This is a genomic window from Roseovarius sp. E0-M6, assembly GCF_037083845.1.
GTDB lineage: Bacteria > Pseudomonadota > Alphaproteobacteria > Rhodobacterales > Rhodobacteraceae > Roseovarius.
In genome coordinates this window covers 182998-207463 of record NZ_JBAPLA010000005.1, presented here as the reverse complement: position 1 = coordinate 207463, position 24466 = coordinate 182998, and the positions used below count along the sequence as shown (strand labels likewise).

The window sequence follows — 24466 nt, the reverse complement described above, 5'->3', positions numbered from 1 at the left end:
TCACGCATGTGCGCACAAGAAACACGGGCGCACGCCATACGGCGCGGCCCGTGCCGCAAATTATAATTTTCCGTTGTTCCGCCGTTATTCGACCGTGTCGTCACCCTCACCATCATCTGCGGTGATGGCGTCTTTGACGTTTTCGCTGGTCGCTGGCATTTCGATGTCATCGCCGTCGTCGCCGTTGTCGCCGGCCATGGTGAGGACCACGACACCCAAGAGGACGACGAAAAGGACCACAAGCCATTTGTAGCCTTTGCCGGGCGACACTTCGGTCGAATCTCTGCGTTTTGACATGACACACCTCCGATCTCTGGCGTCATCCTCAAAACAAATGGCTTGCCCGCTTTGTTCCGGCCTTTGTCACTGACACGTGGAATCCCGCAAACCGTCTGCAACGCGGCAGACCGGAGATGCGTGACAACGCTCCCCCCGGTCCGGTGTTTATCAATGGTCCTGCGATTACTGCGTGCTGTCGCCGTCCGTGACATCGTCGGCCGCATCGCCCACGCTCTCGGCCGCGTCCTCGACGGCATCGGCGGCGTCACCGCCACCGTCGACATTGATGTCAACATCGCCGGATTCGTCGCTGCCATACATGATCCATGCGATGATCCCCACCGCGACGACAAGGCCACCCACGACGAAGGCAAGGAAACTGTTGCTCGAGTTCTCGTGCGGTTCTTTCTGATCGGACATGGTTTGCCTCCTGTGAAATATGTCACAGGACGAACCTTGGCCGTGCAGGATTTGTTCCCACCCGTCATCAGTGCGCGACCCCTGCCGCGACACTCTCGTCGATAAACCGCCCTTGATGGAACCGGTCGAGTCCGAACTCGTCGCAAAGCGGCGAATAATCCTTGGCCATCAGCTCCGCAAAGCCCCAGCCGGAGCCGGGGATCGCCTTGAACCCGCCAGTGCCCCAACCCGCGTTGATAAAGATGCCATCGACCGGCGTCTTGCTAAGGATCGGAGAGCGGTCGCCAGTCACGTCCACGATGCCGCCCCACTGTCGCAGCATTTTGAGGCGCGCGACCATCGGGAATGTCTCGACCAGTGCGCGCACGGTCTCTTCGGCGTGGTGGAAACTGCCGCGCTGCGTAAAGGCATTGTGCCCATCGGTGCCGCCGCCGATGACCATCTCGCCCTTGTCCGATTGGCTCATGTAGCCATGCACCGTGTTCGCCATCACGACGCAATCCATGCACGGCTTGATCGGCTCGCTCACCAGCGCCTGAAGCGGCACGCTCTCGATCGGAAGGCGGAAGCCCGCCATCCCCGCAAGATCGCCCGAATGCCCCGCAACCACGATGCCCAGCTTGTCACAGTCGATGTCGCCGCGGTTGGTGGTGACGCCCTGAACCTTGCCGCCCTCCTGCCGGATGCCGGTCACTTCGCATTTCTGGATGACGTCCATCCCCATGTCACTGCACGCGCGGGCATAGCCCCACGCCACGGCGTCATGCCGCGCGGTGCCACCACGGGCCTGCCACAACCCGCCCAGAACCGGATAACGCGGGCCATCAAGGTTGATGATCGGCACGATCTCTTTCACGCGCTGTGGCGTTATGAACTCGGTCTGCACACCCTGAAGCGCGTTGGCATGCGCGGTCCGCTTGTAGCCGCGCACCTCGTGCTCGGTCTGCGCCAGCATGATCACGCCACGCGGGCTGAACATGACGTTATAGTTCAGGTCCTGACTCATCGTCTCATAGAGCGAGCGGGATTTCTCATAGATCGCCGCTGACGGATCCTGAAGATAGTTCGAGCGGATGATCGTCGTGTTCCGGCCGGTGTTGCCACCACCCAGCCAGCCTTTTTCGAGGATGGCCACATTGGTGATCCCGAAGTTCTTGCCAAGGTAATACGCCGTGGCAAGGCCGTGACCTCCGGCTCCGATGATGATCACATCGTATTTCTTCTTCGGCTCGGGCGAGGCCCAGGCCCGCTCCCATCCCATGTGATAGTTCAGGGCCTCACGGGCGACAGCAAAAGCGGAATAGCGTTTCATGTTCGGGTCCGGGCGTTATGGCAGAATCGGGCCGGGGTTCGGCTCGGCATGTATTGCGACAAATCGCGGCACGACCCGCTTGCCTGTGCGGCGTGAAATGCCCGATTTGCGACATCGTATCGGTTAATTTTGCGTCACCGGGGCGTGCAACCGCACCGACGCGATACCGACGTGAATGCCGACGTGAATGCCGACGTTGCAATCGGGCCTTTTTTCCGGCGCCCTACATCGCTACATGAGGACGGCAAGGAGGCCGCGCTGCCCATGACATTCTGGATCATCAGCATAGTGCTCGCACTCGGCGCGGCGTTGCTTCTGGCTCGCGCCCTGATGAAAGGGCGCATCGGCTCAGAGCCGCCCGCGGCCTATGATTTGAAGGTCTACCGCGATCAGTTGCGCGATGTGGATCGCGACCTTGCCCGCGGCGTGGTCAGCCCCGACGAGGCCGCGCGCCTGCGCACCGAAGTGTCGCGCCGCATCCTTGCCGCCGATGCCGCGCTGACCCGCGAAACCGATGAGACGCGGCCCCATCGCGCCGGCCCGGCCTTGGCCGCATTCCTTCTTGTAACTCTTTTATCAGGCTCGGTTTTTCTCTATCTCAACCTTGGCGCGCCGGGCTATGCCGACCTGCCATTGTCGGCCCGCCTCGAGGCCTCGAACGCGGCCCGCGCCGACCTACCGGCCCAAGCCGAACTGATGGCCGACACGCCCGAACAGATGCCCTCGGATCCCAATATTTCCGAGGACTTCCTCATCCTGATGGAGCAGCTTCGCACGGCGATCGAGAAAAAGCCTGATGATATTCAGGGGCTTACCCTTCTGGTGCGGAACGAGGCGCGGCTTGGCAACACCCGCGCGGCCCTACGCGCTCAAAACCGGATCATCGAACTCAAGGGCGCGGCAGCCACAGCTCAGGATCATGCCCGTCTGGCCGATCTATTGATTTCGGCCGCCGGTGGCATCGTCTCCGCCGAGGCCGAAACCGCCCTGCGCAACGCCCTGAGCAAGAACCCGGAACAGCCCGAGGCGCGTTATTATCTGGGGTATCTGTTCCTTCAGATCGACCGCCCCGACGCGGCGCTTCGGACGTGGGATTCGCTCCTGCGTGACAGCCCCGCCGAAGCACCATGGGTCGCGCCCATTCGGGCCGCCATCGGCGAGGTGGCCGCCCGCGCGGGTCAACCCCGCTACAACCCGCCCGAGGCCGCCCCGGCCCTCCCCGGCCCCGATGCCGACACCCTCGACGTCGCCCGGGACATGACCGAGGCCGAGCGCGCCGAATTCATCGAAGGCATGGTGGCACAGCTCTCGGACCGTCTTGCGACCGAGGGGGGCACCCCCGCCGAATGGGCCCGGCTCATCACCGCGCATGGCGTGCTGGGCAATCGCGAACAGGCCAGTGCTATCTACGACGAAGCCCTTGGAGTGTTTGCGGAAAATCCAGATGCCCTGTCTGTCCTGCGTGCCGCTGGGGCGCGTGCAGGTGTCGCGGAATGATCCATGAAGACATCACCGAATTCGCCGCCATCCTGCCCGCCCACGGCACTGTGCTTGGGCTTGATCTTGGAACCAAGACCATCGGCGTTGCCGCGTCCGACACGCTGCGCAACGTGGCCTCTCCGATCGAAACGATCAAGCGTCGCAAGTTCGGCCTTGATGCCGCCCGCCTGCTGGAACTGGCCACCGCACGCAGCGCCACCGGGCTTGTCCTCGGCCTGCCGCGCAACATGGACGGAACCGAAGGGCCCCGCGCCCAGTCAACCCGCGCCTTTGCCCGCAACCTCTCAGCATTGACCGATCTGCCCATCGCATTCTGGGACGAGCGACTTTCGACCGTAGCCGCCGAACGCGCCCTGCTTGAGGCGGATACGTCCCGAAAACGTCGCGCCGAGGTGATCGACCATGTCGCCGCCTCTTATATTCTGCAAGGGGCGCTTGACCGACTGCGCCATCTGAGGAGTGGACCATGACCGACATCCCCGTCTGGACCCGTGACGAAATCGAAAGCCCCTGCGTGCGCGTTTGCGTCGTCCACCCCGAGGCGCGCATTTGCACCGGCTGCCTGCGCACGATGGATGAAATCCGCGACTGGTCACGCATGTCGCCGGAAAAGCGCCGCGATATCATGGCCGAGCTACCCTCACGCGCCCCGATGCTCAAAAAACGCCAAGGTGGTCGTGCCGCCCGTATATCGCGCAGCTCCTAAAGCGTTTCGCCTTTGATCTGGGCATCGTGAAAGGCGAAACGCATTAATAACTGAGAGTTTTTTCGCCTCCGGCGGGGATATTTTACGCAAGAAGAAAGGTGCCGCGCGTCATGGGGCGCTTAGCCATTTGTCGTCCCGCATGGCAAATTCCGGTCGGAAATAAGCGATCATCCGTCCTTCATCCGCGGCCTCTGCCTCGGTGCCCCAAGGCGCAACGCCATGCAGCGCAAGACGGTGCACGGCATATGCCTCGCCCGGGGTGGCCGGCACCGCGATGCGTTGACAGGTCTCGAACACCTCGCGGCGGGCGGCCTGATAGGTGTCTGTCACATCCACCTCGCCCCATCGCCCGGGCGGAACGTCCGCGAAGGCCGCCTCGAAGGCGCGACGCATGACATGATGGCTCCCCTCCCAAACAACGAGCGGGCTTGCCATGGCATCGGCGCGGGTGAGAGGCAGGCCAAGTATATAGGCGTGACGTTCCTTGAGCATGCGCCGCCGATCAGCCCCCACAGCCAGCAACCCGTCCACATGGGCCGCATCGCGCCTGAGTCGATAGCGGAAGGCCCCTTCGCCTTCGCCCTTGCGGGGCCGCGGATAGCCCGGATAGATCACCGAAACCTGCCCGCGGTGAAGTGGAAGATCACCATAAAGACCGCGCAGCGCGGCCTGCGCTGCGCCGGAGAGAGGCAGGCCACCCGGCACCGCGCCTGTGGCATCGTTGGGAAGCGTGTCGACGCCCACGAACCACGTGCCCTCACATTGCAACCATTCGGCACGGTGCACAGGATCGGCAATCCGCGCGAGGGCCGCGCCGCGCGCCGCATCGGCCCATTTCGCGACCGCAGCCTCGGCCGGGAACACGGCCCAGCCGCGCGTCAGCAGCCTCTCTACCATCCCATCGCCTTTCGCAGCATGTTGAGCGCGACAAGCGTCAGGAAGACCGCGAACACCCGCTTGAGCGGTTTGGGATTCATCGCATGGGCGAGCCGCACACCCAGCGGGGTCGTGACAAGGGTCATCGCGATCACAACGCCAAATGCCACGAGGTTCACCGCCCCCACGGTATAGGGCGGTCGTGTTTCGGGCGCGATTTCAAGCAGCAGGAACCCCGCCACCGACGGCACCGCGATCAACAGGCCAAACCCCGCCGCCGTTGCCACCGCGCGGTGAATGGGTCTGCCATAAAGGCTCATCACCGGCACGCCGAAACTGCCGCCGCCAATGCCCATCAGCACCGATAGAAAGCCAAGCAACGGAGATAGAACCGCACGTGTCACGCCGCCCGGCATCTCGTGTGCGATGCGCCAATGGGCGCGGCCAAACCCCATGTAAAGCCCGATGACCATGCCCAGAACACCGAAGATCGCCGTGAGCGTGTTCGACCGCAACCCCGCCGCCACCAGCATCCCGGCAAGCGCGCCCAGGATGATCCCCGGCGCCCAGCCTTTGAGGATATCCCAATCGACCGCGTTTTTCTTGTGATGGCTGAGCACCGAACGGATCGAAGTGACCACGATCGTGGCCAGTGACGTGGCCAGACACATCTGCATGAGCTGTGGCCCATCGTAGCCAAGTGTCTGAAACGCATAGTAGAACGCAGGCACCAGGACGATTCCGCCACCGACGCCCAGAAGCCCCGCCAAAACACCGGCGAACGCGCCGATCACCATCAAGAGCAAGAGCATCTGAATCAGCAGCGCGGTTTCTGGCATGGGGGATCTCCCGGTTGGTTTCGCAAGCCTTACACCGACCGGCACCGGGGGAAAAGCACCCGCGTCAGGCTGCGACGCCGGGCGCCACTTCGGTCAGAGCCTCCCGGACAAGCTCCGGTCCCGCCCCTGGCCGCGCGGCGCCCTCGGACAGCATGCGCCGCCATGCACGCGCCCCGGGCCGCCCTGCAAACAGGCCCAGCATATGCCGCGTAACCTGAATGAGCCGCCCGCCTTCAGAAAGATGTGTCTCGATATAAGGCAGCATGTTCAGCACCGCCTGCTCGGCCGTTGTATCCGGACCGGAGGCCCCAAAGATTCGGCGGTCCGCGGCGCAGAGAATGTCGGCGGGCCGATGATATGCCGCACGTCCCAGCATGACTCCGTCGAACCCCTCATCGAGAAAGGCACAGGCCGCGTCCAGCGAGTCGACCCCACCGTTGACCGAGAGGTGAAGCTCGGGGAACATCCCGCGCACCCGGCGCACGAGATCATAGTCCAGCGGCGGGATATCACGATTCTCCTTGGGGCTCAGCCCCTTGAGCCACGCCTTGCGCGCATGGATCGAGAACCGCCTCACCCCAGCAGCACTTACGCGGGACAGGAATTCGGGCAATACCGTCTCGGGGCTCTGCTCATCTACGCCGATCCGGCATTTGACCGTCACTTCAACAGGTTGTGCGGCGATCATCGCGGCGCAGCATTCGGCCACAAGATCCGGCTGCTTCATCAAGACAGCGCCAAACGTTCCTGATTGCACCCGGTCCGACGGACATCCGACATTGAGATTGATCTCGTCATAGCCAGCTTCGGCCCCGAAACAAGCAGCCTGCGCCAGTTCCCTGGGATCGGAGCCACCCAATTGAAGCGCCACCGGATGCTCGTCCTGCCCATGATCGAGCAAATGCAACGCCCCGCCCCGCACAAGCGCAGGCGCGGTCACCATCTCGGTATAAAGCAGCGCATGGCGGCTCAGTTGCCGATGCAAATACCGGCAATGGCGGTCGGTCCAATCCATCATCGGTGCCGTAGATAGGCGCGCTGCCTCGGTGGCTGCGTTCAGGGGCATTCAGCAATCTCCTCGGATGCGCCCAATACCGGAGCGGACCCGCTGTGCACACCATACGCACACGGCGACTGTCCCGCCACCCCACCCCGTACATAGACAGGAAGACGGCGGTGTTTGGGTGGGGCTGGCTTGAAGCAAGGGCACGTCCGAACCGAGGATTCCAAGAAAGCCTTTGAGCAGATTCGCCGCGAAGAATGCAAGCGCGCCGGATTCAAACTACTCCATGCCATGTTATCAGATTTCCTTGCCGCGACGGAGGATCTCTGAGCCCCCCCCGGAGCCTCTCAGGGTCGCTACATCGACGAGCGAGGCCACCCGACTCATGGTTAACGTTTTCTAAAGCGATCATCGGCACAAAGGTGTTCTGAATAGGCAGCCTGCCGCGTGACATGACTCTGATCGATCCGCAAGAATATCGGGAAGCCTTTGTGCAATATTTGCGCAAGGGAACTCCGATCCGGTTTGAGACGAAGAACACTCAGCCAACCACGCACTACATCTGGCGGACCAGACGCGATGGAAAAGTTCGTTCATCTCATGCCGAGCGCGAAGGACAAGTTTTCTCATGGGACAATCCGCCAGAAGGTGGGCACCCCGGGAAAGACTATGGATGCCGCTGTACGGCGGAACCATACCTTCCAGACACCTCCGAGTTCATGGAAATCACGTTGCAGGATGTCCTAGACGGCGGTGCGGCTTGGAGCAGCAGGGATTTTGCGAACCACTACTACCGTGGAAACAGTAGAGGCGTCACCGTACACGAGACCGGCCATCTTTCCGCAATCGTTGATGAGTAAATGGCTCAGGTGGAAAAACGGCTGAAGGACCAAATTGCGTGGCGAGCACGAGACAAGCGAAGTGGGATGTTCCGTGAAACCTTTTATCGCTCGTACAATATGACCAGTGTTGTTTTCAGCATCGGAGATACCGTGATCGGCGGCACGTTTTCGGGCAGCGTAGAGGAACAGCATGGTGTTCTAGCAGTTGAAGGATCGTTTGATTTCTATTTAAGGGACGAGTTTGCCGACCCCGCCGACATAGGCATTGAGGTGATCGATCCCGGAGAGACCATCTTTGAGAACATCCACAGACCTCTCGACAACCATCTCAGGGGACGCACTCGCCTTCCGCCGCGTGGACCTCAACGGCTTGGAGTTCAAACCGGTGAGCCATGCTCGATAACTGACTATTGGTCAGGGACATTAAGCGGCCAAACCTATTTGGACCCTGCGCGAAGCGCCTATGGATAGATTCATGCCAGTTTTGGCAATCGGGGTGATCGCAACCGTTCTTTCCTTTAGGGTCTACTGGGGGCTGCCAACGCACTGCGTGCAGCTTCCCAACGGGCTGAATATCGGAAGACAGGCGCTGATTGATTTGAGTAAGCCATATTTCAGGCCAGACATTGTTCCCAAGTTTGACAACGGGCAATCTCTGCTACCCGGAGACGCATGGCCATTCTTCTCAACAGAAACGACGGTTCATGGGCTTGCTGAAGAAACTGACCCCCAAGATGATTTCTGGTTCGCATGGCGGAAAGACACTGGCCTAGTTCTCAAGGCTGAGAACCCTGCGCTTTATGAAAACCTAATTTCAGAAGCTGGCGCACCGATGGGAAACAAAGGCATCAATGTCGTGGATTCTCATATCGTCCTGATGGAGCTGCAAAGACAGCCGGAATATGCCAATCAAACGTGCCGAACGCGATGGGTCACACGGTAATCCGCATGTCTGGACCATCTCAAATTTTATCGCTTCGAGATGAGTGGCCGGACGGGATAAACTATTTGGAAAACTACATCCCGGAGGACGAAGCCGATAGGCTCGTCCGCGAGATCGACGCGGCCCCCTGGCGCACTGATCTGAAACGGCGGGCCCAGCACTACGGCTATCGTTATGACTACAAGGCGCGGCAGGCCCGGCGGGAAGATTACCTCGGGCCGCTGCCTGACTCTTTCCAGCAGCTGGCAGAGCGTTTGGCCGCTGAAGGTCATTTCCAAACCATTCCAGACCAAGTCATCGTCAACGAATATCAGCCCGGACAGGGCATCTCGGCCCGTATCGACTCCCAACCCTGCTTTGGGGGACGATAGCCTCCCTGAGTTTGCTCTCGGCATGTCTGATGCGGTTTTTTTCGCAGAATTCTTCCCGGCGAATGGAACTTCTGCTTCAGCCCGACAGCCTTTTGGTCATGGCAGGTGTCAGAACGTCGATGAAATGAAATACTGCAGCAATTTTAATCTCTCAGAAGTTGAGCTTGATGTGTGCGCGATAAGGTGCTTGAGTTGAACGCAGAGCTTCGTGCAGGATTGAAAGATATCGTAAAATTACCCCCCTTAATTGCCGAATTTTCAGTCAGTGAGTTTTAAGACTTGAGACTGCTCAAATGAATGTGAGAACTTTTCAACTGAGAGGTTTGTGAACATTTAGGCAGTTGTAAAAGTAGGTTTCTTATACCGTTACACCGTTTTTCTGAAACATCAGCCGAAGTAGCGCGCGCGTGAAACCCCCAAGACTTACGCGGCATTCCGACAATAACCGTGAGCCGGGTTTTACAGAACATTCTCAGGGGAAATAAAGAGAGCGGCTTAAAATGAAGGTTCTTTCGAGCAGGGCTTTTGCGGCAATTTTGTTCATTGTCGCGGCGATAGCACTTCCGGAAAAAGTGTTTTCCGATGCGTCTGATGCTTCAGCTATAGAAGCGCATTCGGCGCTCCAGAAATCAGTTGAATCCGGGACCTATCCCTTGGCACTTTCGGATGCGGACAATCTTCTCTCGAAGGCAGAAATGACGCTGGGTGAGAAGCATCCCACGGCGTTGGCGATCCTGAATGACGTGGCGTTCGTTTATAAGGCCAACGGGTTATACGCGGAGTCGGAAGCTCTCTACCTACTGGCAATCGAGCGAAACGTTGAGGCCTTTGGAGAAGAGCACCTGAATACCTTGCGCAGCCAAGGTGATCTCGGGCGCCTTTATGCCACTGCCGGTCGTTTCGAAGAGGCCAAACCGCTATTGACTCAGACCCTCTGGGCGCGCCGAAAGGCCCTGGGAAGCGAGCACGCAGATACGCTTGAAAGCTTTGTCGCACTTGCCGGTCTGTATGGCGCCACCGGCCGTTACGAAACCGCAGAGGAGATGTTCCTGAAGGCTCTGGAGGCCCTGGAAAGAACGGAAGGGTTGGAGGATGAGGAGACCCTGATTGTGGTGGACAATCTCGGAACCCTTTACCACAGGACATCACGCTTTAATCGAGCAAGGGATTTTTTAGCCCGTGCATTCGATTCAAGGAGCAGGACTTTGGGGGCTGAACATCCCGCCACACTGACCAGCATGACAAATCTCGGTGCCCTGTACCGTGACACTGATGATTTCAGTTCAGCGGAACCGCTTTTGGAACCGGCGCTGGACCTATTTCGAAAGACACTCGGCCCAGATCATCCAAATACGTTGAGTGCGCAGAATAATCTTGCTGTGCTTTATCAGCGCACAGGTAAAGAGGGAGAGGCGCTGAAGCTTTTGGAAAACGTCTATGAAGCGCGTGGGAAACGCCTTGGAGAGACCCATAATCTAACGCTCCTCAGCCTCGCAAATCTCGCACGCGCAAATTTTGCCCTGAATCGAACAGAAGTGGCTGAAACACTTTTGCTGCGCGCTGCAGAAAACTATCAGGAACGTTTTGGGCCTGATCATCCCAAAGCATTGGCCAGCATCAACGAACTTGGCGGTTTCTACTATCAGACAAGGCGCTTTGATGAAGCCGCGGATCAATACCAGAAGCTGTCAGAGGGTTATAAAAGGCAGAATGGGAGGGAGCACAGCTCTACTCTGAGAAGTCTCTTGTTTTTAGCGATATCCTACAGAGAGGCGGGGCACGATCGCAAAGCTGAGGCAGCCTTCGCCGACACACTCGACATCAGTGAAAAACTTTATGGTCCGGAGCATCCGGCCACACAAAAGATCAAAGAAGAAATTACCAAGAAGTGAGGAGAGAATGGCCAGCCCCACTTGAGTGGTCCAATTTGATTGTTAGTGCATGATCGGCCTGGCCCAATCCGCCGGTTCAACGACACGCGGCAGCCAATAATGGCTGGGAATTGTGTGGCTTGACTGGCAAGGGTGTGCTGTCACTGAAATTGCACGGACGCACGAAATGTGGATTAGAGCCCCATCCGGCCGGCAATGGCGACAATCCGGTACATGTCGCGCAGCACCGGTTTTTCAATCAGCTTGCCGTCGATCACCACAAGGCCTGTATCGGCGGCCTCGAACTCGGTGATGATGCGGCGTGCGCGCGCGATCTGCGTCTCGGACGGCGTGAACACTTCGTTCAATGCGGCGATCTGCTTGGGGTGGATCGAGCCTTTGCCCGCAAAGCCCATATCACGGACTTTTTCCGCCTCGATCCTCATTCCCTCGGGGTCATCAAGATCGAGGAAAGGCACGTCGATGACATCGAGGCCCGCTGCCGCAGAGGCATGCACCACGCGGGCGCGGGCATAATGGAGCCCATCATAGGAATTCACACATCGCAGTTCGGCAGCCATATCCACGCCGCCGAAGAACATCGCATCGATCCGGTCCGAACACCGCGCGATCTCGACTGCGGCCTCCAGTCCTTCGTTCGTCTCGATGATGACGTGCAGGCGCGTAGCGTGTCCCGCCTCGGTCAGAAGCTGATCCAGCATCACCACCTCGTCCGGCGTCCGCACCTTGGGCATCATCAGCGCAGGCGGAGGCGTGTCGGTGGCGAGGATCGCGGTCACATCCTCGATCCCGAACCGTTCTCGCATCGAGTTGATCCGCACAATCCTCTCAACCCCGTCATCGGCCTGAGGCTGCTCGAACAGCGCCAGCGCCTTTTGCCGCGCATCGGCCTTGTCCTTGGGCGCGATCCCGTCCTCGAGCTCGACACAAACGATGTCCGCGCCGCTGGCTAGCGCCTTGGAAAACATGTCAGGCCGCAGCCCCGGCGTGAATATGAAGCTTCGACGGGGGCGCGGGGTGCGTTCAGTCATTGTTGTAGCTCCGTTCCTGTCAGTCTGTTCCGGTCAGGTGATGCCGTGCAGGGTTTTTGTTTCAAGGTAATCTTCCAGCCCCATCAGGCCGCCTTCGCGACCATTGCCAGACTGCTTGTATCCCCCGAAAGGAGAACCGTAGTTGAAAGCCCCGCCATTGATGTGAACCGCACCAGCGCGGAGGCGCGACGCGACGCGTTCCGCCCGGGCCGAATTGCCGGTCTGGATATAGGCGGCAAGCCCGTATGGCGTATCGTTGGCGATCGCGATAGCCTCATCCTCGTCCTCAAAGGGAATGATCACCAGCACCGGGCCAAAGATTTCCTCTTGCGCGATGCGCATATCGTTGCGGACATCGGCAAAAATCGTGGGTTTGACGAACCAGCCGGTCTCGAACCCGTCAGGCTTGCCGGGGCCGCCCGCCAAAAGGGTCGCGCCTTCTTCGATCCCTGCCTGTATCATCGTCTGAACCCGGTCGAACTGAATCCGGTCGAAGAGCGGGCCGATATGATCGCCCTCCTGCGCGGGATCACCGACTGTTATGGCCTCTGCGGCGCGCTTGGCAATCTTCAGCGCCTCGGAATAGCACGACCGCGCGACCAAAAGTCTTGTAGGCGCATCACAGGATTGCCCGGTGTTGAACATGCAGTCCTGAACCGAGGCGGTCACGCGCGTCTCCAGATCGCAATCGGCAAACACGATGTTGGGGGATTTGCCGCCGAGTTCCAGCGTCACGCGCTTGACCGTCTCGGCAGCATCCCGCGTCACGGCGATGCCTGCGCGAGTCGAGCCGGTGAAGGACATCATCTGAACATCCCGGTGACGCGACATGGCCGAACCGACCGATACGCCGTCACCATTCACCAGGTTGAAGACCCCCGGCGGATAGCCTGCTTCGTGGATGATCTCGGCATAGACCATGGCCGAGACCGGCGTGTGTTCGGATGGTTTGAGAATGCAAGCGCAGCCAGTCGCCAGCGCGGGGATCACCTTGAGCGCAATTTGGTTCATCGGCCAGTTCCAAGGGGTGATCAGCCCGCAAACGCCAATCGGTTCGAGCAGCATGACATCGCCGTTGGCCAGCGTGGTCCGCTCCTGAAGCTCCTCCAACGCATCGATGAACCCCTGAAGGTGGCCCACGGCTGCATCGGCCTGCACCTCACGCGACATGGTGATCGGCGCCCCCATTTCCATGCGCATCGCCTGAGCCAGATCCTCGAACCGCTTTTCGGTGACGGCCTTCAAGCGGTAAAGAAGGGACAAACGGTCTGCCTTCCTGGTTTGCGAAAAGCTCTCGAAGGCGGTCTTGGCGGCCATAACTGCCTTGTCCACATCCGCCGCGTTGCCCATTGCGACGGTGCTGATCTGCTTGTCAGTCGCAGGGTTCAAAACGGGCATAGTGAGATCCGAGTCCGGTTCGACCCATTGTCCGCCGATGTAGAACTTTCCAAGTTTTTCCATGGGCTTGCTCCCTGTCAGCGTGCTTTGACAATTGCCGTTGCGGTCAGTTCGCGTATCTGTTCCACGCTGGCTGCGCGCGGGTTCGTTCCCGCAGCACTGTCAAGGATCGCCTTTTCGGCAATGCGCTGGGCGCAATTCTGAGGCACGTCTATTGCATCCAACGATCGCGGGATTCCGATTTCATCCAACAGGCGCTCGATCTCGGTGATGAACTCATCGATGCCATGATCCAGCAGGCCCATCGAGTCAGCCATCCGTTTCACCTTGTGCTCCAAACCCGGAAGGTTGAACCGCAGGACGACCGGCAGGACAATCGCATTGGTCAGCCCGTGCTGAGTGTTATATTCCGCGCCAACCATGTGAGAGATCGCGTGAACGAGGCCAAGACCCTTCTGAAATGCGATTCCAGCTAGGCAAGACCCAACCAGCATGCCGCCGCGCGCCGCCATGTTCTCCGGTTCGCGCACCGCCACCGGCAACCATTTCGAGACCAGTGCCAACCCTTCAAGCGCCAGACCATCGCAAAGCGGGTGAAAACCGGGCACACAATAAGCCTCTATCGCATGTGTCAGCGCATCGGCCCCGGTCCACGCGGTCAGGTTGACGGGCAGACCCACCGTCAGTTCAGGATCAAGCAACGCCAGTGCCGGTTTGAGGTCGGGATGCCAGATACAGAACTTCATGCCCTTTTCGACATGAGTGACCATCGCGGTGCTCTCGGTCTCGGCCCCGGTCCCAGCGGTGGTAGGGATGGTGATCAGTGCGGGAAATCCGCCGTCGATCTCGGGCGGGGCCTGCTCAAACTCGAACGCCCAGAGGTCGATCTCGTTTTCCGCCGTCAGGCAGATGGCCTTGCCGCCATCCATCGCGCTGCCGCCACCGATGGCGATGATCGCGTCATGACCGCCCGACCGGAATGACGCACGCCCCGTTTCGATCTCATCATCGCGCGGGTTGGGTGAAATGTCCGAGAAAACACCTGATGAAAGTCCAGCCTCGGCTAGATGCGATTGCAATTGGCCAATGAATGGCAGGTTACGGCTGCCGGAATCTGTCACGATCAGCGGGTTTTTGAGATGCATCGTGCGGCATCTCTGACCGATTTCGGTTAACCGGCCCGGCCCAAAGGCTATAGGTACGGGAAAACTCCAATCCTGCGGCTCCAGAATTTCTGCCTCTGTATTGGTCTGCATTGCTATTCTCTCTTAGTTTGAAGGGCGTTCCGGAATGGTCCGATCCACGCCGCGGACGATATTCTTTTCTTGGTCGAAGAACGGCACGTTTACGATCTGACAGTCATGGAGGTCGCCATCTGGAAGGTGCATCTTCAGGGTGCGGCCGACCCAATCGTCGGGGGCGTTGAAGTGGACATAGCCCACGCCCAGCCCCAGCGTTGGTGAGGGGATACCTGCGGTGATCCGGCCGACCACTCTGCTACCATCCATTACCGCACCGCCCGCCGCAGGGGTTTCAGTTTCACAGGTCAGCCCGAACAGGCAGGACCGCGTGTCCTTGCCCACCAGCGCCGTGCGCCCGATGAAGTCCCCCTTATCCATGTCAATGAACGGCGCGAGTCCCGCCTCGAAGGGCGTCATGTCGGGCGTCATGTCCGTAAGATTGCCAAGGATACCGCCCTCGATCCGCCGAATGGTCAGCGCACGGGTCGAGGAAAACTCCATCCCGTGCGGCGCGCCGCAGGCCATCAGATGATCCCACAGCGCCAGATGGTCCGTATTAGCGCCGTCGCTGTATATCTCGTATCCCAACTCATTGGTGAACCCGGTGCGCGAGACATAGAGCCGCTGCCCGCCCAAGTCGAAATAGCCAGAGCGGAAATATTTCAGCGTCTCGTCGATCGCCCCATCCGAGGCCGCGCTCATGATCGCCATCGAGGCCGGCCCCTGGATTTGCAGAACCCGGCTGCGCGGGTCGGATATGGTCACGTCGAAACTGCCGGAATGGGCGATCAGCCAGGTCTCGAACGGCCCGTCGGCCTGCACATACCAGAAGCGGTTTTCATCGAGGCGAAACACGACACCGTCCATGAAGACGCCGCCCTGCGGCGTGCACGCAATGGCATAGTAGCCGCGCCCCTGTGTCATCGTGGCGACCTTGCGGGACAGCACCTTTTCCAGGAACGGCACCGCGTCGGGACCGGAAATTTCAACCGGCTTTTCCGGCACGTCGAAGATCAGCGCCTTCTGACGCAGGCACCAGTACTTCTCGATCGGGTCTTCGCCCAGATACATCGCAAAGAACCGACCGGCATAAACGCCACGCACCATCTGCGGGTTGGCAGTACGGGCAATGAACGGCGATTCTTCAAATCTGCGCGCACTTACGGCGACTTTACTCACGAGGTCGGAGGCTTCCTGAAGATTGCTCATGTCTTTGTCTCTGTTTCGCTTGGTTGAAGCCTGACAATGCTCGGCGGCTCGTGGGCCGTGACAGGCGGAGGTGTTTCGTTAAAAAGCTCGACCTCGATCAGGCACGAATGCGCGCTTGGTCCCTGGCCCAGTTTCGATGTGCCTTTGTCGCGGGTCAGAACGTTTGGGTTGCCATGTTTGCACAGGCCGGTTTCGTCCGGGTCGTACCAGGCCCCGGTGCTCATCTGTACAACGCCCGGGCGGATCGAAGCGTCGAGGACCGCGCCACACAGACAGGCGCCACGATCGTTGAACACCCGCACGACATCTCTATCCTTCAGCCCGCGCACGGCAGCATCATCGGGGTGGATGTGCAGCGGTTCGCGCCCGGCCACCTTTCCGGCGCGGCTGACACCGCCGTGATCCAGCTGCGAATGCAGCTTGTCCTTGGGCTGGTTCGAGATCAGGTGGAGCGGATAGTGGTCGCATTTGCCCAGCCACTCATAAGGTTCACGCCAGACCGGGTGGCCAGGGCAGTCATCATAGCCGAATTCGGCGACAGTCCCACTGAATATCTCGATCCTGCCGCTGGGGGTAGCCAGCGGATTGGCCAGCGGATCGGCGCGGAAATCACTGAGCATGACAATCGGGTCGGCGGGATCGTCGATCCTGAACCAGCCCTTTTCGAGGAAGCTTTCGTAGTCAGGGATCGTGATCCCCACAGCGCTGGCCCGCTGGACCGTCTGGTCGTAAATCCGGCGCTGCCATTCGAGCTGGGTACGGCCCTCGGTAAACGCCTCCTCGCAGCCCATTTCGCGAGCGATGCCTGCTAATATCTCGAAATCGTCACGGGCCTGTTCGTAGGGGTCTGTCAGCTTCGACATCGACACCACGTAGGGGTCGCGCGGGGTCATGGCGATATCCTGCCGTTCTAGCGGCGTGGTGCAGGGAAGGACGATATCTGCGCGTTTGGCGAGGGGGTTCCAGCACCATTCATTGACGATGATCGTTTCGGGCTTCTGCCAGGCCTGCATCATCAGGTTGAGATCCTGATGGTGGTGGAACGGATTGCCACCGGCCCACCACACAAGGCGGATATCGGGATATTCATGACGAGAGCCGTCGAAATCGAAAGGTTCGCCCGGGCGCAGCAGCAGGTCGGTGATCCGAGCCACCGGGATGAAATCGTTCACCGGATTCTCGCCCTGCGGCAGGGATGCGCCGGGCAGGATGGTGAATTTTCCGCCAATGAAATTCATCGCGCTGTAGCCAAAGCCGAAGCCGCCACCGGGCAGTCCGATCTGACCCAGCATCGCGGCCAGTGTGATTGCCATCCAGAACGGCTGTTCGCCGTGATCCTGTCGGGTGAGTGACCAGCTGACCGAAATCATCGTGCGATCGGCCGCCATGCGCCGGGCCAATGCACGGATCGTCGCGGCCGGAATTTCACATATTTCGGCGGCCCAGTCGGCGGATTTCGCCACGCCGTCGGTCTCGCCCATCAGATAGGGCAGGAAATGTGCGAACCCGGTCGTGTAGCGGTCAAGAAACGCCCGGTCGCTCAACCCCTCGGTCTGCAAGGTATGCGCCAGCCCCAGCATCAGCGCCACGTCGGTGTTGGGTCTGGGCGCCAGCCACTCACCACCCACCTCGTCCAGCAGATCGGATTTCAGCGGGCTGATTTTGACGAAATGAATATCTGCGGTCCCGGCGTCCACCAACCCATCGCGCTGGATATGGCAGCCGGTTCCGCCCTGGCTGATCTGCCCGTTCTTCAGCGGCACGCCGCCAAAGCAGACGAAGAGCCGTGTGTTGTCGCGTATCGACTCCCAACTGGTGCAAGTGTCCAGATAGGCGCGGAAACTGCCGAGGACATGTGGAATCATCGCCTCGGCGGCGGCAAAGCTGTAGGTGAACTTCGAGCCGGTGAAGCCGCCAATGCAATTCAGAAACCGCTTGAGCTGGCTTTGCGCGTGGTGGAACCGCCCGGCGCTGGCCCAGCCGTAAGAGCCGCCAAAGATCGCGCGATTGCCAAAGCCGTGGCGCACGCGATTCAGTTCCGCCGCGACCAGCGTGTTGGCCTCTTCCCAACTGACCGCGACAAAGGGATCGATGCCACGAAGATCGGGACGGGTGCCCGGCCCGCCCTCGAGCCAGCTTTGCCGCACCATCGGCGCGTCGACACGGGTAGGTCCATGCTGTGCGTCCAGAATGCCCGGCCCGATTGGCGACGGATCCTTGTCGTGCTCGAAGGCAAGCAGGTCCTGCACTCGGCCATTGCTGACCCATGCGCGATAGGTGCCCCAATGGAAACTGGTCAGGGGAAGATCGTCATGTTCTGTCATGCTAAGCGAAGCCCTAGTTTTTCTTGGCGTTTCCGGCTCCAGGCGTGGGTCATGCGGTCGGTGATGATCGCGATGATGGCCATGCCGATCCCGGCGGTGATGCCGATGCCGAAATTCCCGTCGCTCAGCCCGATATAGACGATCTGCTCAAGCCCGTTGGTCCCGACAAGCGCCGCGATCACCAACATAGCGATTCCGTACATGATGGTTTGGTTCAGCCCCAACATCATCACCGGAAGGGCCAGAGGTATCTTGATCTGCCATAGCATCTGCCGCTTGGTGGCGCCGATCATCGTGCCGGCTTCAATCACGGTCTCTGGCAGGTTGCGCAGCCCATGCTCGGCATAGCGGACCGCCGGAACAATCGCGTAGGCGATGATTGCCAGAAGCGCCGTGAACTCGCCGATCTTGAAAATCATCACGAAGGGAATGAGGATTACGAAAAGCGGCATGGTCTGAAGCGTGTCGTTTATGGGGCGCACGATTGCCGAAACCGTATCGTTATGCGCGGCCCAAACTCCAATTGCGGTGCCTACCGTGAATGACAAAAACACAGCAATGCCGCAGAGATATACCGAAAGCATCGCCTCGGGCCACGTGCCTGTCACCACGATGAAGCCAAGTCCCAAAAAGGTTCCGATCCCCAGTTCCCGCCCTCCGATCCTCCAGCCGGCCAGAGAACAGATTAACAGCAGGGCGGGCCATGGCATCCCCGTGAGCCCGAAGTAGAACAGGATGGCAAGAAGGAGTATGGTAATCGCCATCGTGTTCTTGCCCCGGATCATGGCCAGGACCGTCAGTATCAGGATCGTCACGGCATAGGCAATGCGAAGCGGTGGCGTCAGCTCAAAGCCCCATGTGAACGGACTGACCGCCTGTTGCAAACCGATCTTGGTGGGCAGCATGACGAAGAAGAAGGCGAAATTCTTTATCGCCTCGATCTGGTCACGGAAGTTGACGATCAGGTAGGTCAGCCCGTCATTCATCACCTGGGCCGGATAATATTCCCAGCCGCGCGGCCACTCGCTCAGAAACCCGAGCACCTGCGCCAGCGCCCAAAGCAGGGCCGCTCCCACACCTGCGATGAGCCAGTGACGATACCGTTGCGCAACGCCTTGGTGTTCAGGCTCGTAGCGGCCTGAACGTGCCGCAAAGCCGGCGGTCACCCTGTCGATCACCATCGCCATAAGGGCAATCACCATACCGGCCAGAAGGCTTTCTCCGAATTGCGCCTTGCGGATCTGGGTCAGCACCTCCCAGCCGATGTCAGAGGTGCCACCGATGATCGAGGCAATGATGACCATGCTAAGAGAGGCCATCGTTGTCTGATTGACACCCAGCAAGAGTTGCCTGAGCGATGAGGGCACCCGGACCTGCCAGAAAAGCTGACCGGGGGTTGCGCCGGACATAAGGCCGGATTCGATCACTTCCGGAGAGACACCCCGCAGGCCCACAATGGTGTTGCGCACCATCGGGGGGAAGCAATAGAGCACGCTGGCGATCAACCCGACCACGGTGCCAAAACCAAAAAGCATCAGGATCGGCAGCAAGTAGGCAAAAGACGGGACCGTCTGCAGGACATCCAGCATCGGCATGATAGCCCGCTCCGCCCGATCCGAAAAGAATCCCCAGACACCAAAGATGAAACCCACAAGGATGGCCAATGGTACGGATATGGCAACCAGCGACAGCGTATTCATGCTTTCGCTCCAATAGCCGATCACCAGCATGTAGAGCAGCGAGCCGAGCGTAAATACCGCCAACTTCCAGCCTGCGGCGGCCCATGCTACCAAACAGAACAAGAAAGTAGTGACCGACCAGGGAAGCGCCTGAAGGACTTGCCTGACCGCATCAATCGGCCATTCAAGAACCTTCGAGACGCCAAGAAAGAACCAGCCGGTATAGGTGACAATCCCGTCCATGATCACGTTCAGCCAGCGGGCAACCGGCAGGATCATATCCTCGGGGTACTTGGTCATCCAGGCCCATTCGCCCTGAAGTGCCAGACAGGCAAACGTGATACAGATCACGCAAACCCAAAGTAGATCATCGCGGCCAAGCTTGAAACGCATCGCCTAGCCCTCCTGCTGGGTCATGGTCGTGGCACATCCCGACGCCAGCGCGGTGGCCAATCCCCGCGCGGTCGCGACGCCAAGGCACTTGCCGCTCGCATCCTCAACGACAAGCCCGGCAGCATTTCCAGCAAGCTTGGGCAGCAGGGATTCCACCAGCGTTCCCTCGGGCACCCGGTCGAGCCCGTCAGCCTGGCTTATCGTATTGTCCAGAATGTCCTCGGCCCGCAGGATACGCTCCCACGGCACGTCCTGGGTGAACTCTCGCACATAATCGTCGGCGGGGTTCAGGATCAGGTCGATCGGGCTGCCGATCTGCACCACCGCGCCATCGCGCATGATCGCCATGCGGTCAGCGATGCGCAGAGCCTCCTGGAAATCATGAGTGATAAAGACGATCGACTTGTGCAGCTTGGATTGAATGCGCAGGAACTCGTCCTGCATCTGCTTGCGGATGAGCGGATCAAGTGCTGAAAACGGTTCGTCGAGAAGCCACACGTCCGGTTCGACCGCCAGCGAACGCGCGATCCCCACCCGCTGCTGTTGTCCACCCGAAAGCTCTTTGGGATAGTTGCTCTCCCGACCTTCCAGACCCACCAGTTCGATCACCCGCTTGGCCTGGGTATACCGCTCGCGCTCACCGACCCCCTGAAGCTTGAGCGGAAAGGCGATATTGTCGATGACATTGAGATGCGGCATCAGCCCGAAGCTCTGAAACACCATGCCCATCTTGTGGCGGCGTATGTCGGTCAGTTCTTCATCCGATTTTTTCAGCAGATTCTCACCATCCAGTAGAACCTCCCCTGCGGTGGGCTCGACCAGCCGTGACAGACAACGCACGATGGTGGACTTACCTGATCCCGACAGCCCCATGATGACGAAAATCTCGCCCACATGCACATCAAAGCTGACATCGGCATTGGCGACGATGTGGCCGCTACCGCGAATGATGCCCGCGTGCTGCCCTGCGTCAGCCATACGGCCCCCTACCCCCTGGAAAAACTGCTCGGGCTGTGCGCCATAGATTTTCCAGACGTTCCGGCACGACAGTTTCACCTCTCTAAGGTCACTTGCTGAGGGTTTCATGCGATGCTCCGGATGCGGGTTGTTCGGATTGCGGGCGATGCGCGCTGGTCGCGCATTCAGCCCTTGCCAAGATTTGCAATGGCTTGCGGTTGGCTTCTGTAAAGGCGATCGGGGCGGCCCTTGAATGACATCAGCCCCGATCCAAAGCGACGCAGCAACGCGGTTACTGCATGGCCTCGTCAATCCAGACCTTCCAGCGGTCTTCGTTGTTTGCCAACCATTCCTCAACGACTTCGTCCAGATCGCGACCTTTTTGGTCGATTTCGAGGATAGCGGCATTTTGATCCGCGTTGGTCTGTTCGTAGAGCAACAGCATCCTGTAGGCGGCCGGCCATTTGTCCTCGAACCCGCTCCAGACGACCTTGACCACGGTGGGCTGTTCGAACCCGCACATGTTGTCGGGTGTCTGGCTGTCCTGCTCTTCCAGAGTATCGCATTTACCCCAGGATTCGTGCCACTCGATCCACTTGAAATCATGTTCGGCAAACACCCAGTGCGGAGCCCACCACATGATCAAGATCGGCTCTTCGACGGCATAGGCCGACTGGATTTCCGCCATCATCGCTCCTTCGCTTCCGCCGGGTATGGGCTCGTATGGCAAATCAATGGCCTCAACCAGGTCGCGCGATCGCGTACCCCAATCCGCCGGGTAGGTGATCAGTCGGCCCTTGGGAAAGGTTTCCGCCGTCGCAAAGAGCTGCGCGCAGTCCCAGAGCGCGGTATGGCTCGGCAGGCTTGGGCATTTTTCCTCCAGATAGGCCGGGTACATCCAGTCCTGCCAAGCATCGAGCCCGAGCTCTCCTATTTCAACGATATCGCCCTTTTCCACTGCTTTAGGATAGATATCGCCGACATTGTTGCTCCAGACCTCGGCCTGGAAATGCAGGTTGCCCTGAGACAGCCCCGCATGCTGAGGGATCGCGCCGGCGCTGACATACTCGATGTTGTAGCCCATCTTCTTGAGCAGCTCGCCAGCGATTTTCGCCGAGACGTATTGGCCGGTCCAGTCATTCAGGATGACCTTGATCGGCTCGTCGCTTTCCGGACCCTCCGCCGCAACAGCCATCCCGCCCGCGACGCAAAGCCCAAAGGCCATCAATCGTGCCGTTCTTGCGATATTGAACATCTTGTTTCCTCCCTTTGGCCGTCAACGATCAGCTCATGCCATCGCGCAGCCATTTCTAATTGCTGTCTACGTTACTTACCTTTGGTCAGTTTTGTGTGTCAATAGTCTATAGTTGTGCCCGCGTCGCAAACAATTTATTACGCAATTACAAAATCAACGAACCAGGAAAGCGCCCAATGAAATCCAGATCAATTAGTGCAATCCGGCGTTCCGAACTGTCACGTGCGACATTCGAGGCCGTCGTCCGCTATGGGCTGCGCGGGACGACTCTCGAAAAAGTCGGCGAGATTGCAGGTGTCTCGAAGGGCGTGGTGCTTCACCATTTCAAGGACAAGAGCAATCTTCTGGAGGCGGTATTTCGCAGATCGAATGGACTTCTGAGCGACTGCGTCGTTGAACTCTACAGATATGCGGAAACCCCCTATGAAAGGCTCTGGGCCATAATCGTGGCCAACTTCCACGACTCCATCTTCAACAGCGGGGTCTGTCAGGCGTGGGTGTCACTTTTGGGAGAGGTGCCGCACAACACCCAATGTCAACGCATCCAGATCGCAAACAACACCCGGATTCAGAACAACCTTGTCCACGAACTGAAACACTTCCTCGACGAGGACGAGGCGCGGAACGCCGCACGGACCCTCGGCATTCTCATCGACGGAATCTGGAGCCGGACCGGTGCGCGAGTAGAGCCCGTGGACAGCAACGAGGCAATTTCTGACATGGAATACGCATTGATGAAACTTCTTCCCAGCGATCCCGAAAGCGTCCGCAAGCACCAAGAAGCCCGAACCAAGATCGAGGGCATCGCGAGTATTGCGCTCGGCTCCAAGGCATTTCAGGAAAAGGCCCTGTTCGCCTGAAACAGGGCTCATCCGGCCATGCATGATTTCAGATGCGCCGCGATCCGGCGAATCGAACATCTCGCCTCCGGCAGGTGATCGTACCATTCGAACACATGCCACAATCCATCCCAGACTTGCAGGTCGACGCGCGCACCGTCGCCTCTGAGCACCTGCGAAAGCCGCACCGCCTGACTGAGATGAAGGTCGCGGGTGCCCGTGGTGATGACAAATGGCGGAAACCCTGGGTCGAACACGCCGTTGACCGGCGAGATGCCGGGATCATTCACCGCGTTTTCACCGACATAATATTGAGCCGCCTGCCACGAACTTCGTGCGGAAAGCGACGGATCGCGTCCGTCGTTGAAGCTTAGGCTGTCGCCGGAATTGCTTAAATCACACCAAGGGGACAAAAGCGCGGCGGCCAAGGGCAGTGACAGCCCCGCCGTTCTAGCGCGCAGCATGAGGGCAAGCGCCAGGTTTCCGCCGGCGGATTCTCCGACGATTGCGAATGGCCGCCGCGCCATTTCCCGATAGACTGCGAAACCGTCATCCACAGCCGCTGGCCAAGGATGCTCAGGCGCGAGACGGTAATCGGGAATGATCACACGCGCGCCAGTAGCTGCGCAAAGCGGTGCGGCTATTGGCAAATCCTCGACCGGACTGCCCTGAACAAAGCCGCCACCGAACCCGTAGAGGATCGGCCATGAAGCGGTCGGCGCGACCGGAACCAGTTCCAAGCAGGGAATGCCACCGATAGCAGACTTGCGTGACGCAACCCCGGTAGCCCGCAGAATTTCTTTGAGACGTGCGTTCGCGCGCACCTGCGCACGTCGACGGAGCTCAGGCAAACCGGCCGCCGACCTGTCAGGACCGGGCGAATGCGGCACAGCAAGAATGCGCACAGCTTCCACGCTGAGAAACGACTGATCTCGCATGGCGCATACTTCTGTCGAGGTGCAATCAGTCCGAACTTGCAAATCTGTGGACCATATTTACATCTATTGACTCATATTACAAACCATTGGTAAGTTTAACTACCGTCGGTATGATCTCAATGCTTGCGCTAGATGTGCACAGGGATCCGGCCACATGGACGGCAGGGAGGAACTGAAATGAATTCAAATGAAAAACACGCCAAATGGCTGATCGCTCAG

General features: G+C 59.4%; 24 protein-coding genes. 9 read left to right on the top strand and 15 right to left on the bottom strand.

Annotated elements, in window-relative coordinates; genetic code table 11:
- Window positions 1-84: 84 nt before the first annotated feature.
- From V8359_RS13980 to V8359_RS13970, 3 genes are all read right to left on the bottom strand, one after another.
- Complete coding sequence (locus tag V8359_RS13980) at window positions 85-297, bottom strand: hypothetical protein (RefSeq protein ID WP_336429633.1); 213 nt, start codon at window positions 295-297, stop codon at window positions 85-87.
- A gap of 165 nt (window positions 298-462) precedes the next feature.
- Entirely contained in the window at window positions 463-699 is a 237-nt protein-coding gene (locus V8359_RS13975) for a hypothetical protein (protein WP_336429631.1), read from the bottom strand.
- A gap of 67 nt (window positions 700-766) precedes the next feature.
- The gene (locus V8359_RS13970) at window positions 767-2011 is read right to left on the bottom strand and encodes a sarcosine oxidase subunit beta family protein (protein ID WP_336429630.1); all 1245 of its coding nucleotides are present in this window, start codon (window positions 2009-2011) and stop codon (window positions 767-769) included.
- Window positions 2012-2275: 264 nt separating this feature from the next.
- Here V8359_RS13970 and ccmI point away from each other — a divergent pair, with 264 nt between their 5' ends.
- The 3 genes from ccmI to V8359_RS13955 are packed head-to-tail and all read left to right on the top strand — an operon-like array spanning window position 2276 to window position 4217.
- Window positions 2276-3508 (top strand): c-type cytochrome biogenesis protein CcmI, encoded by a 1233-nt coding sequence (ccmI, locus tag V8359_RS13965; protein ID WP_336429629.1) that lies wholly within the window; start codon window positions 2276-2278, stop codon window positions 3506-3508.
- Complete coding sequence (gene ruvX / locus V8359_RS13960) at window positions 3505-3981, top strand: Holliday junction resolvase RuvX (protein WP_336429628.1); 477 nt, start codon at window positions 3505-3507, stop codon at window positions 3979-3981. Before ccmI ends, ruvX begins: the two co-directional genes overlap by 4 nt.
- Window positions 3978-4217 carry a DUF1289 domain-containing protein gene (locus tag V8359_RS13955; protein ID WP_336429627.1) on the top strand — a complete coding sequence of 80 codons (240 nt, stop codon included), beginning with the start codon at window positions 3978-3980 and terminating at the stop codon, window positions 4215-4217. Before ruvX ends, V8359_RS13955 begins: the two co-directional genes overlap by 4 nt.
- A 108-nt stretch (window positions 4218-4325) precedes the next feature.
- Here the strand turns inward: V8359_RS13955 and V8359_RS13950 are convergent, their stop codons facing one another.
- The 3 genes from V8359_RS13950 to dusA all read right to left on the bottom strand — a co-directional run bounded on the left by V8359_RS13950 (window position 4326) and on the right by dusA (window position 6998).
- Window positions 4326-5114 carry a hypothetical protein gene (locus V8359_RS13950; RefSeq protein WP_336429626.1) on the bottom strand — a complete coding sequence of 263 codons (789 nt, stop codon included), beginning with the start codon at window positions 5112-5114 and terminating at the stop codon, window positions 4326-4328.
- Window positions 5108-5932 (bottom strand): sulfite exporter TauE/SafE family protein, encoded by an 825-nt coding sequence (locus tag V8359_RS13945; RefSeq protein WP_336429625.1) that lies wholly within the window; start codon window positions 5930-5932, stop codon window positions 5108-5110. The genes V8359_RS13950 and V8359_RS13945 overlap by 7 nt, the downstream gene beginning before the upstream one ends.
- A gap of 64 nt (window positions 5933-5996) precedes the next feature.
- Window positions 5997-6998, bottom strand: a complete 1002-nt coding sequence (gene dusA / locus V8359_RS13940; RefSeq protein ID WP_336429623.1) for a tRNA dihydrouridine(20/20a) synthase DusA — start codon at window positions 6996-6998, stop codon at window positions 5997-5999.
- A gap of 389 nt (window positions 6999-7387) precedes the next feature.
- Here dusA and V8359_RS13935 point away from each other — a divergent pair, with 389 nt between their 5' ends.
- The 5 genes from V8359_RS13935 to V8359_RS13915 all read left to right on the top strand — a co-directional run bounded on the left by V8359_RS13935 (window position 7388) and on the right by V8359_RS13915 (window position 10983).
- On the top strand, window positions 7388-7795 hold the full coding sequence (locus V8359_RS13935; protein WP_336429622.1) for a phage minor head protein: 408 nt from the start codon (window positions 7388-7390) through the stop codon (window positions 7793-7795).
- Window positions 7796-8248, top strand: coding sequence for a hypothetical protein (locus tag V8359_RS13930; protein ID WP_336429621.1), 453 nt, complete (start codon window positions 7796-7798; stop codon window positions 8246-8248).
- A 4-nt stretch (window positions 8249-8252) separates the two neighbouring features.
- A complete protein-coding gene (locus V8359_RS13925) occupies window positions 8253-8720 on the top strand; it encodes a hypothetical protein (RefSeq protein WP_336429620.1) in 468 nt (155 codons plus the stop codon).
- Window positions 8721-8785: 65 nt separating this feature from the next.
- Window positions 8786-9091 carry a hypothetical protein gene (locus tag V8359_RS13920; RefSeq protein ID WP_336429619.1) on the top strand — a complete coding sequence of 102 codons (306 nt, stop codon included), beginning with the start codon at window positions 8786-8788 and terminating at the stop codon, window positions 9089-9091.
- A gap of 500 nt (window positions 9092-9591) precedes the next feature.
- Window positions 9592-10983: a tetratricopeptide repeat protein gene (locus tag V8359_RS13915; RefSeq protein ID WP_336429618.1), complete on the top strand. Its 1392-nt coding sequence runs from the start codon at window positions 9592-9594 to the stop codon at window positions 10981-10983.
- Between the two features lie 173 nt (window positions 10984-11156).
- Here the strand turns inward: V8359_RS13915 and V8359_RS13910 are convergent, their stop codons facing one another.
- From V8359_RS13910 to V8359_RS13875, 8 genes are all read right to left on the bottom strand, one after another.
- A complete protein-coding gene (locus tag V8359_RS13910) occupies window positions 11157-12014 on the bottom strand; it encodes an HpcH/HpaI aldolase/citrate lyase family protein (protein WP_336429617.1) in 858 nt (285 codons plus the stop codon).
- A gap of 33 nt (window positions 12015-12047) precedes the next feature.
- Window positions 12048-13475 (bottom strand): aldehyde dehydrogenase family protein, encoded by a 1428-nt coding sequence (locus V8359_RS13905; RefSeq protein WP_336429615.1) that lies wholly within the window; start codon window positions 13473-13475, stop codon window positions 12048-12050.
- A gap of 14 nt (window positions 13476-13489) precedes the next feature.
- Window positions 13490-14668 (bottom strand): iron-containing alcohol dehydrogenase, encoded by a 1179-nt coding sequence (locus V8359_RS13900; protein ID WP_336429614.1) that lies wholly within the window; start codon window positions 14666-14668, stop codon window positions 13490-13492.
- Window positions 14669-14680: 12 nt separating this feature from the next.
- On the bottom strand, window positions 14681-15862 hold the full coding sequence (locus tag V8359_RS13895; protein ID WP_336429613.1) for an aminomethyltransferase family protein: 1182 nt from the start codon (window positions 15860-15862) through the stop codon (window positions 14681-14683).
- Window positions 15859-18186 (bottom strand): molybdopterin guanine dinucleotide-containing S/N-oxide reductase, encoded by a 2328-nt coding sequence (locus V8359_RS13890; protein WP_336429612.1) that lies wholly within the window; start codon window positions 18184-18186, stop codon window positions 15859-15861. Before V8359_RS13890 ends, V8359_RS13895 begins: the two co-directional genes overlap by 4 nt.
- Window positions 18183-20258 (bottom strand): ABC transporter permease, encoded by a 2076-nt coding sequence (locus V8359_RS13885; RefSeq protein WP_336429611.1) that lies wholly within the window; start codon window positions 20256-20258, stop codon window positions 18183-18185. Before V8359_RS13885 ends, V8359_RS13890 begins: the two co-directional genes overlap by 4 nt.
- 3 nt (window positions 20259-20261) lie before the next feature.
- Entirely contained in the window at window positions 20262-21344 is a 1083-nt protein-coding gene (locus V8359_RS13880) for a quaternary amine ABC transporter ATP-binding protein (RefSeq protein ID WP_336429609.1), read from the bottom strand.
- A gap of 163 nt (window positions 21345-21507) precedes the next feature.
- The gene (locus V8359_RS13875) at window positions 21508-22470 is read right to left on the bottom strand and encodes an ABC transporter substrate-binding protein (protein WP_336429607.1); all 963 of its coding nucleotides are present in this window, start codon (window positions 22468-22470) and stop codon (window positions 21508-21510) included.
- Between the two features lie 176 nt (window positions 22471-22646).
- Between V8359_RS13875 and betI the strand changes: the two genes are divergently transcribed.
- The gene (gene betI / locus V8359_RS13870) at window positions 22647-23330 is read left to right on the top strand and encodes a transcriptional regulator BetI (RefSeq protein WP_336429605.1); all 684 of its coding nucleotides are present in this window, start codon (window positions 22647-22649) and stop codon (window positions 23328-23330) included.
- An 8-nt stretch (window positions 23331-23338) separates the two neighbouring features.
- Here the strand turns inward: betI and V8359_RS13865 are convergent, their stop codons facing one another.
- A complete protein-coding gene (locus V8359_RS13865) occupies window positions 23339-24049 on the bottom strand; it encodes an alpha/beta hydrolase (protein WP_336429604.1) in 711 nt (236 codons plus the stop codon).
- Window positions 24050-24466 lie beyond the last annotated feature (417 nt).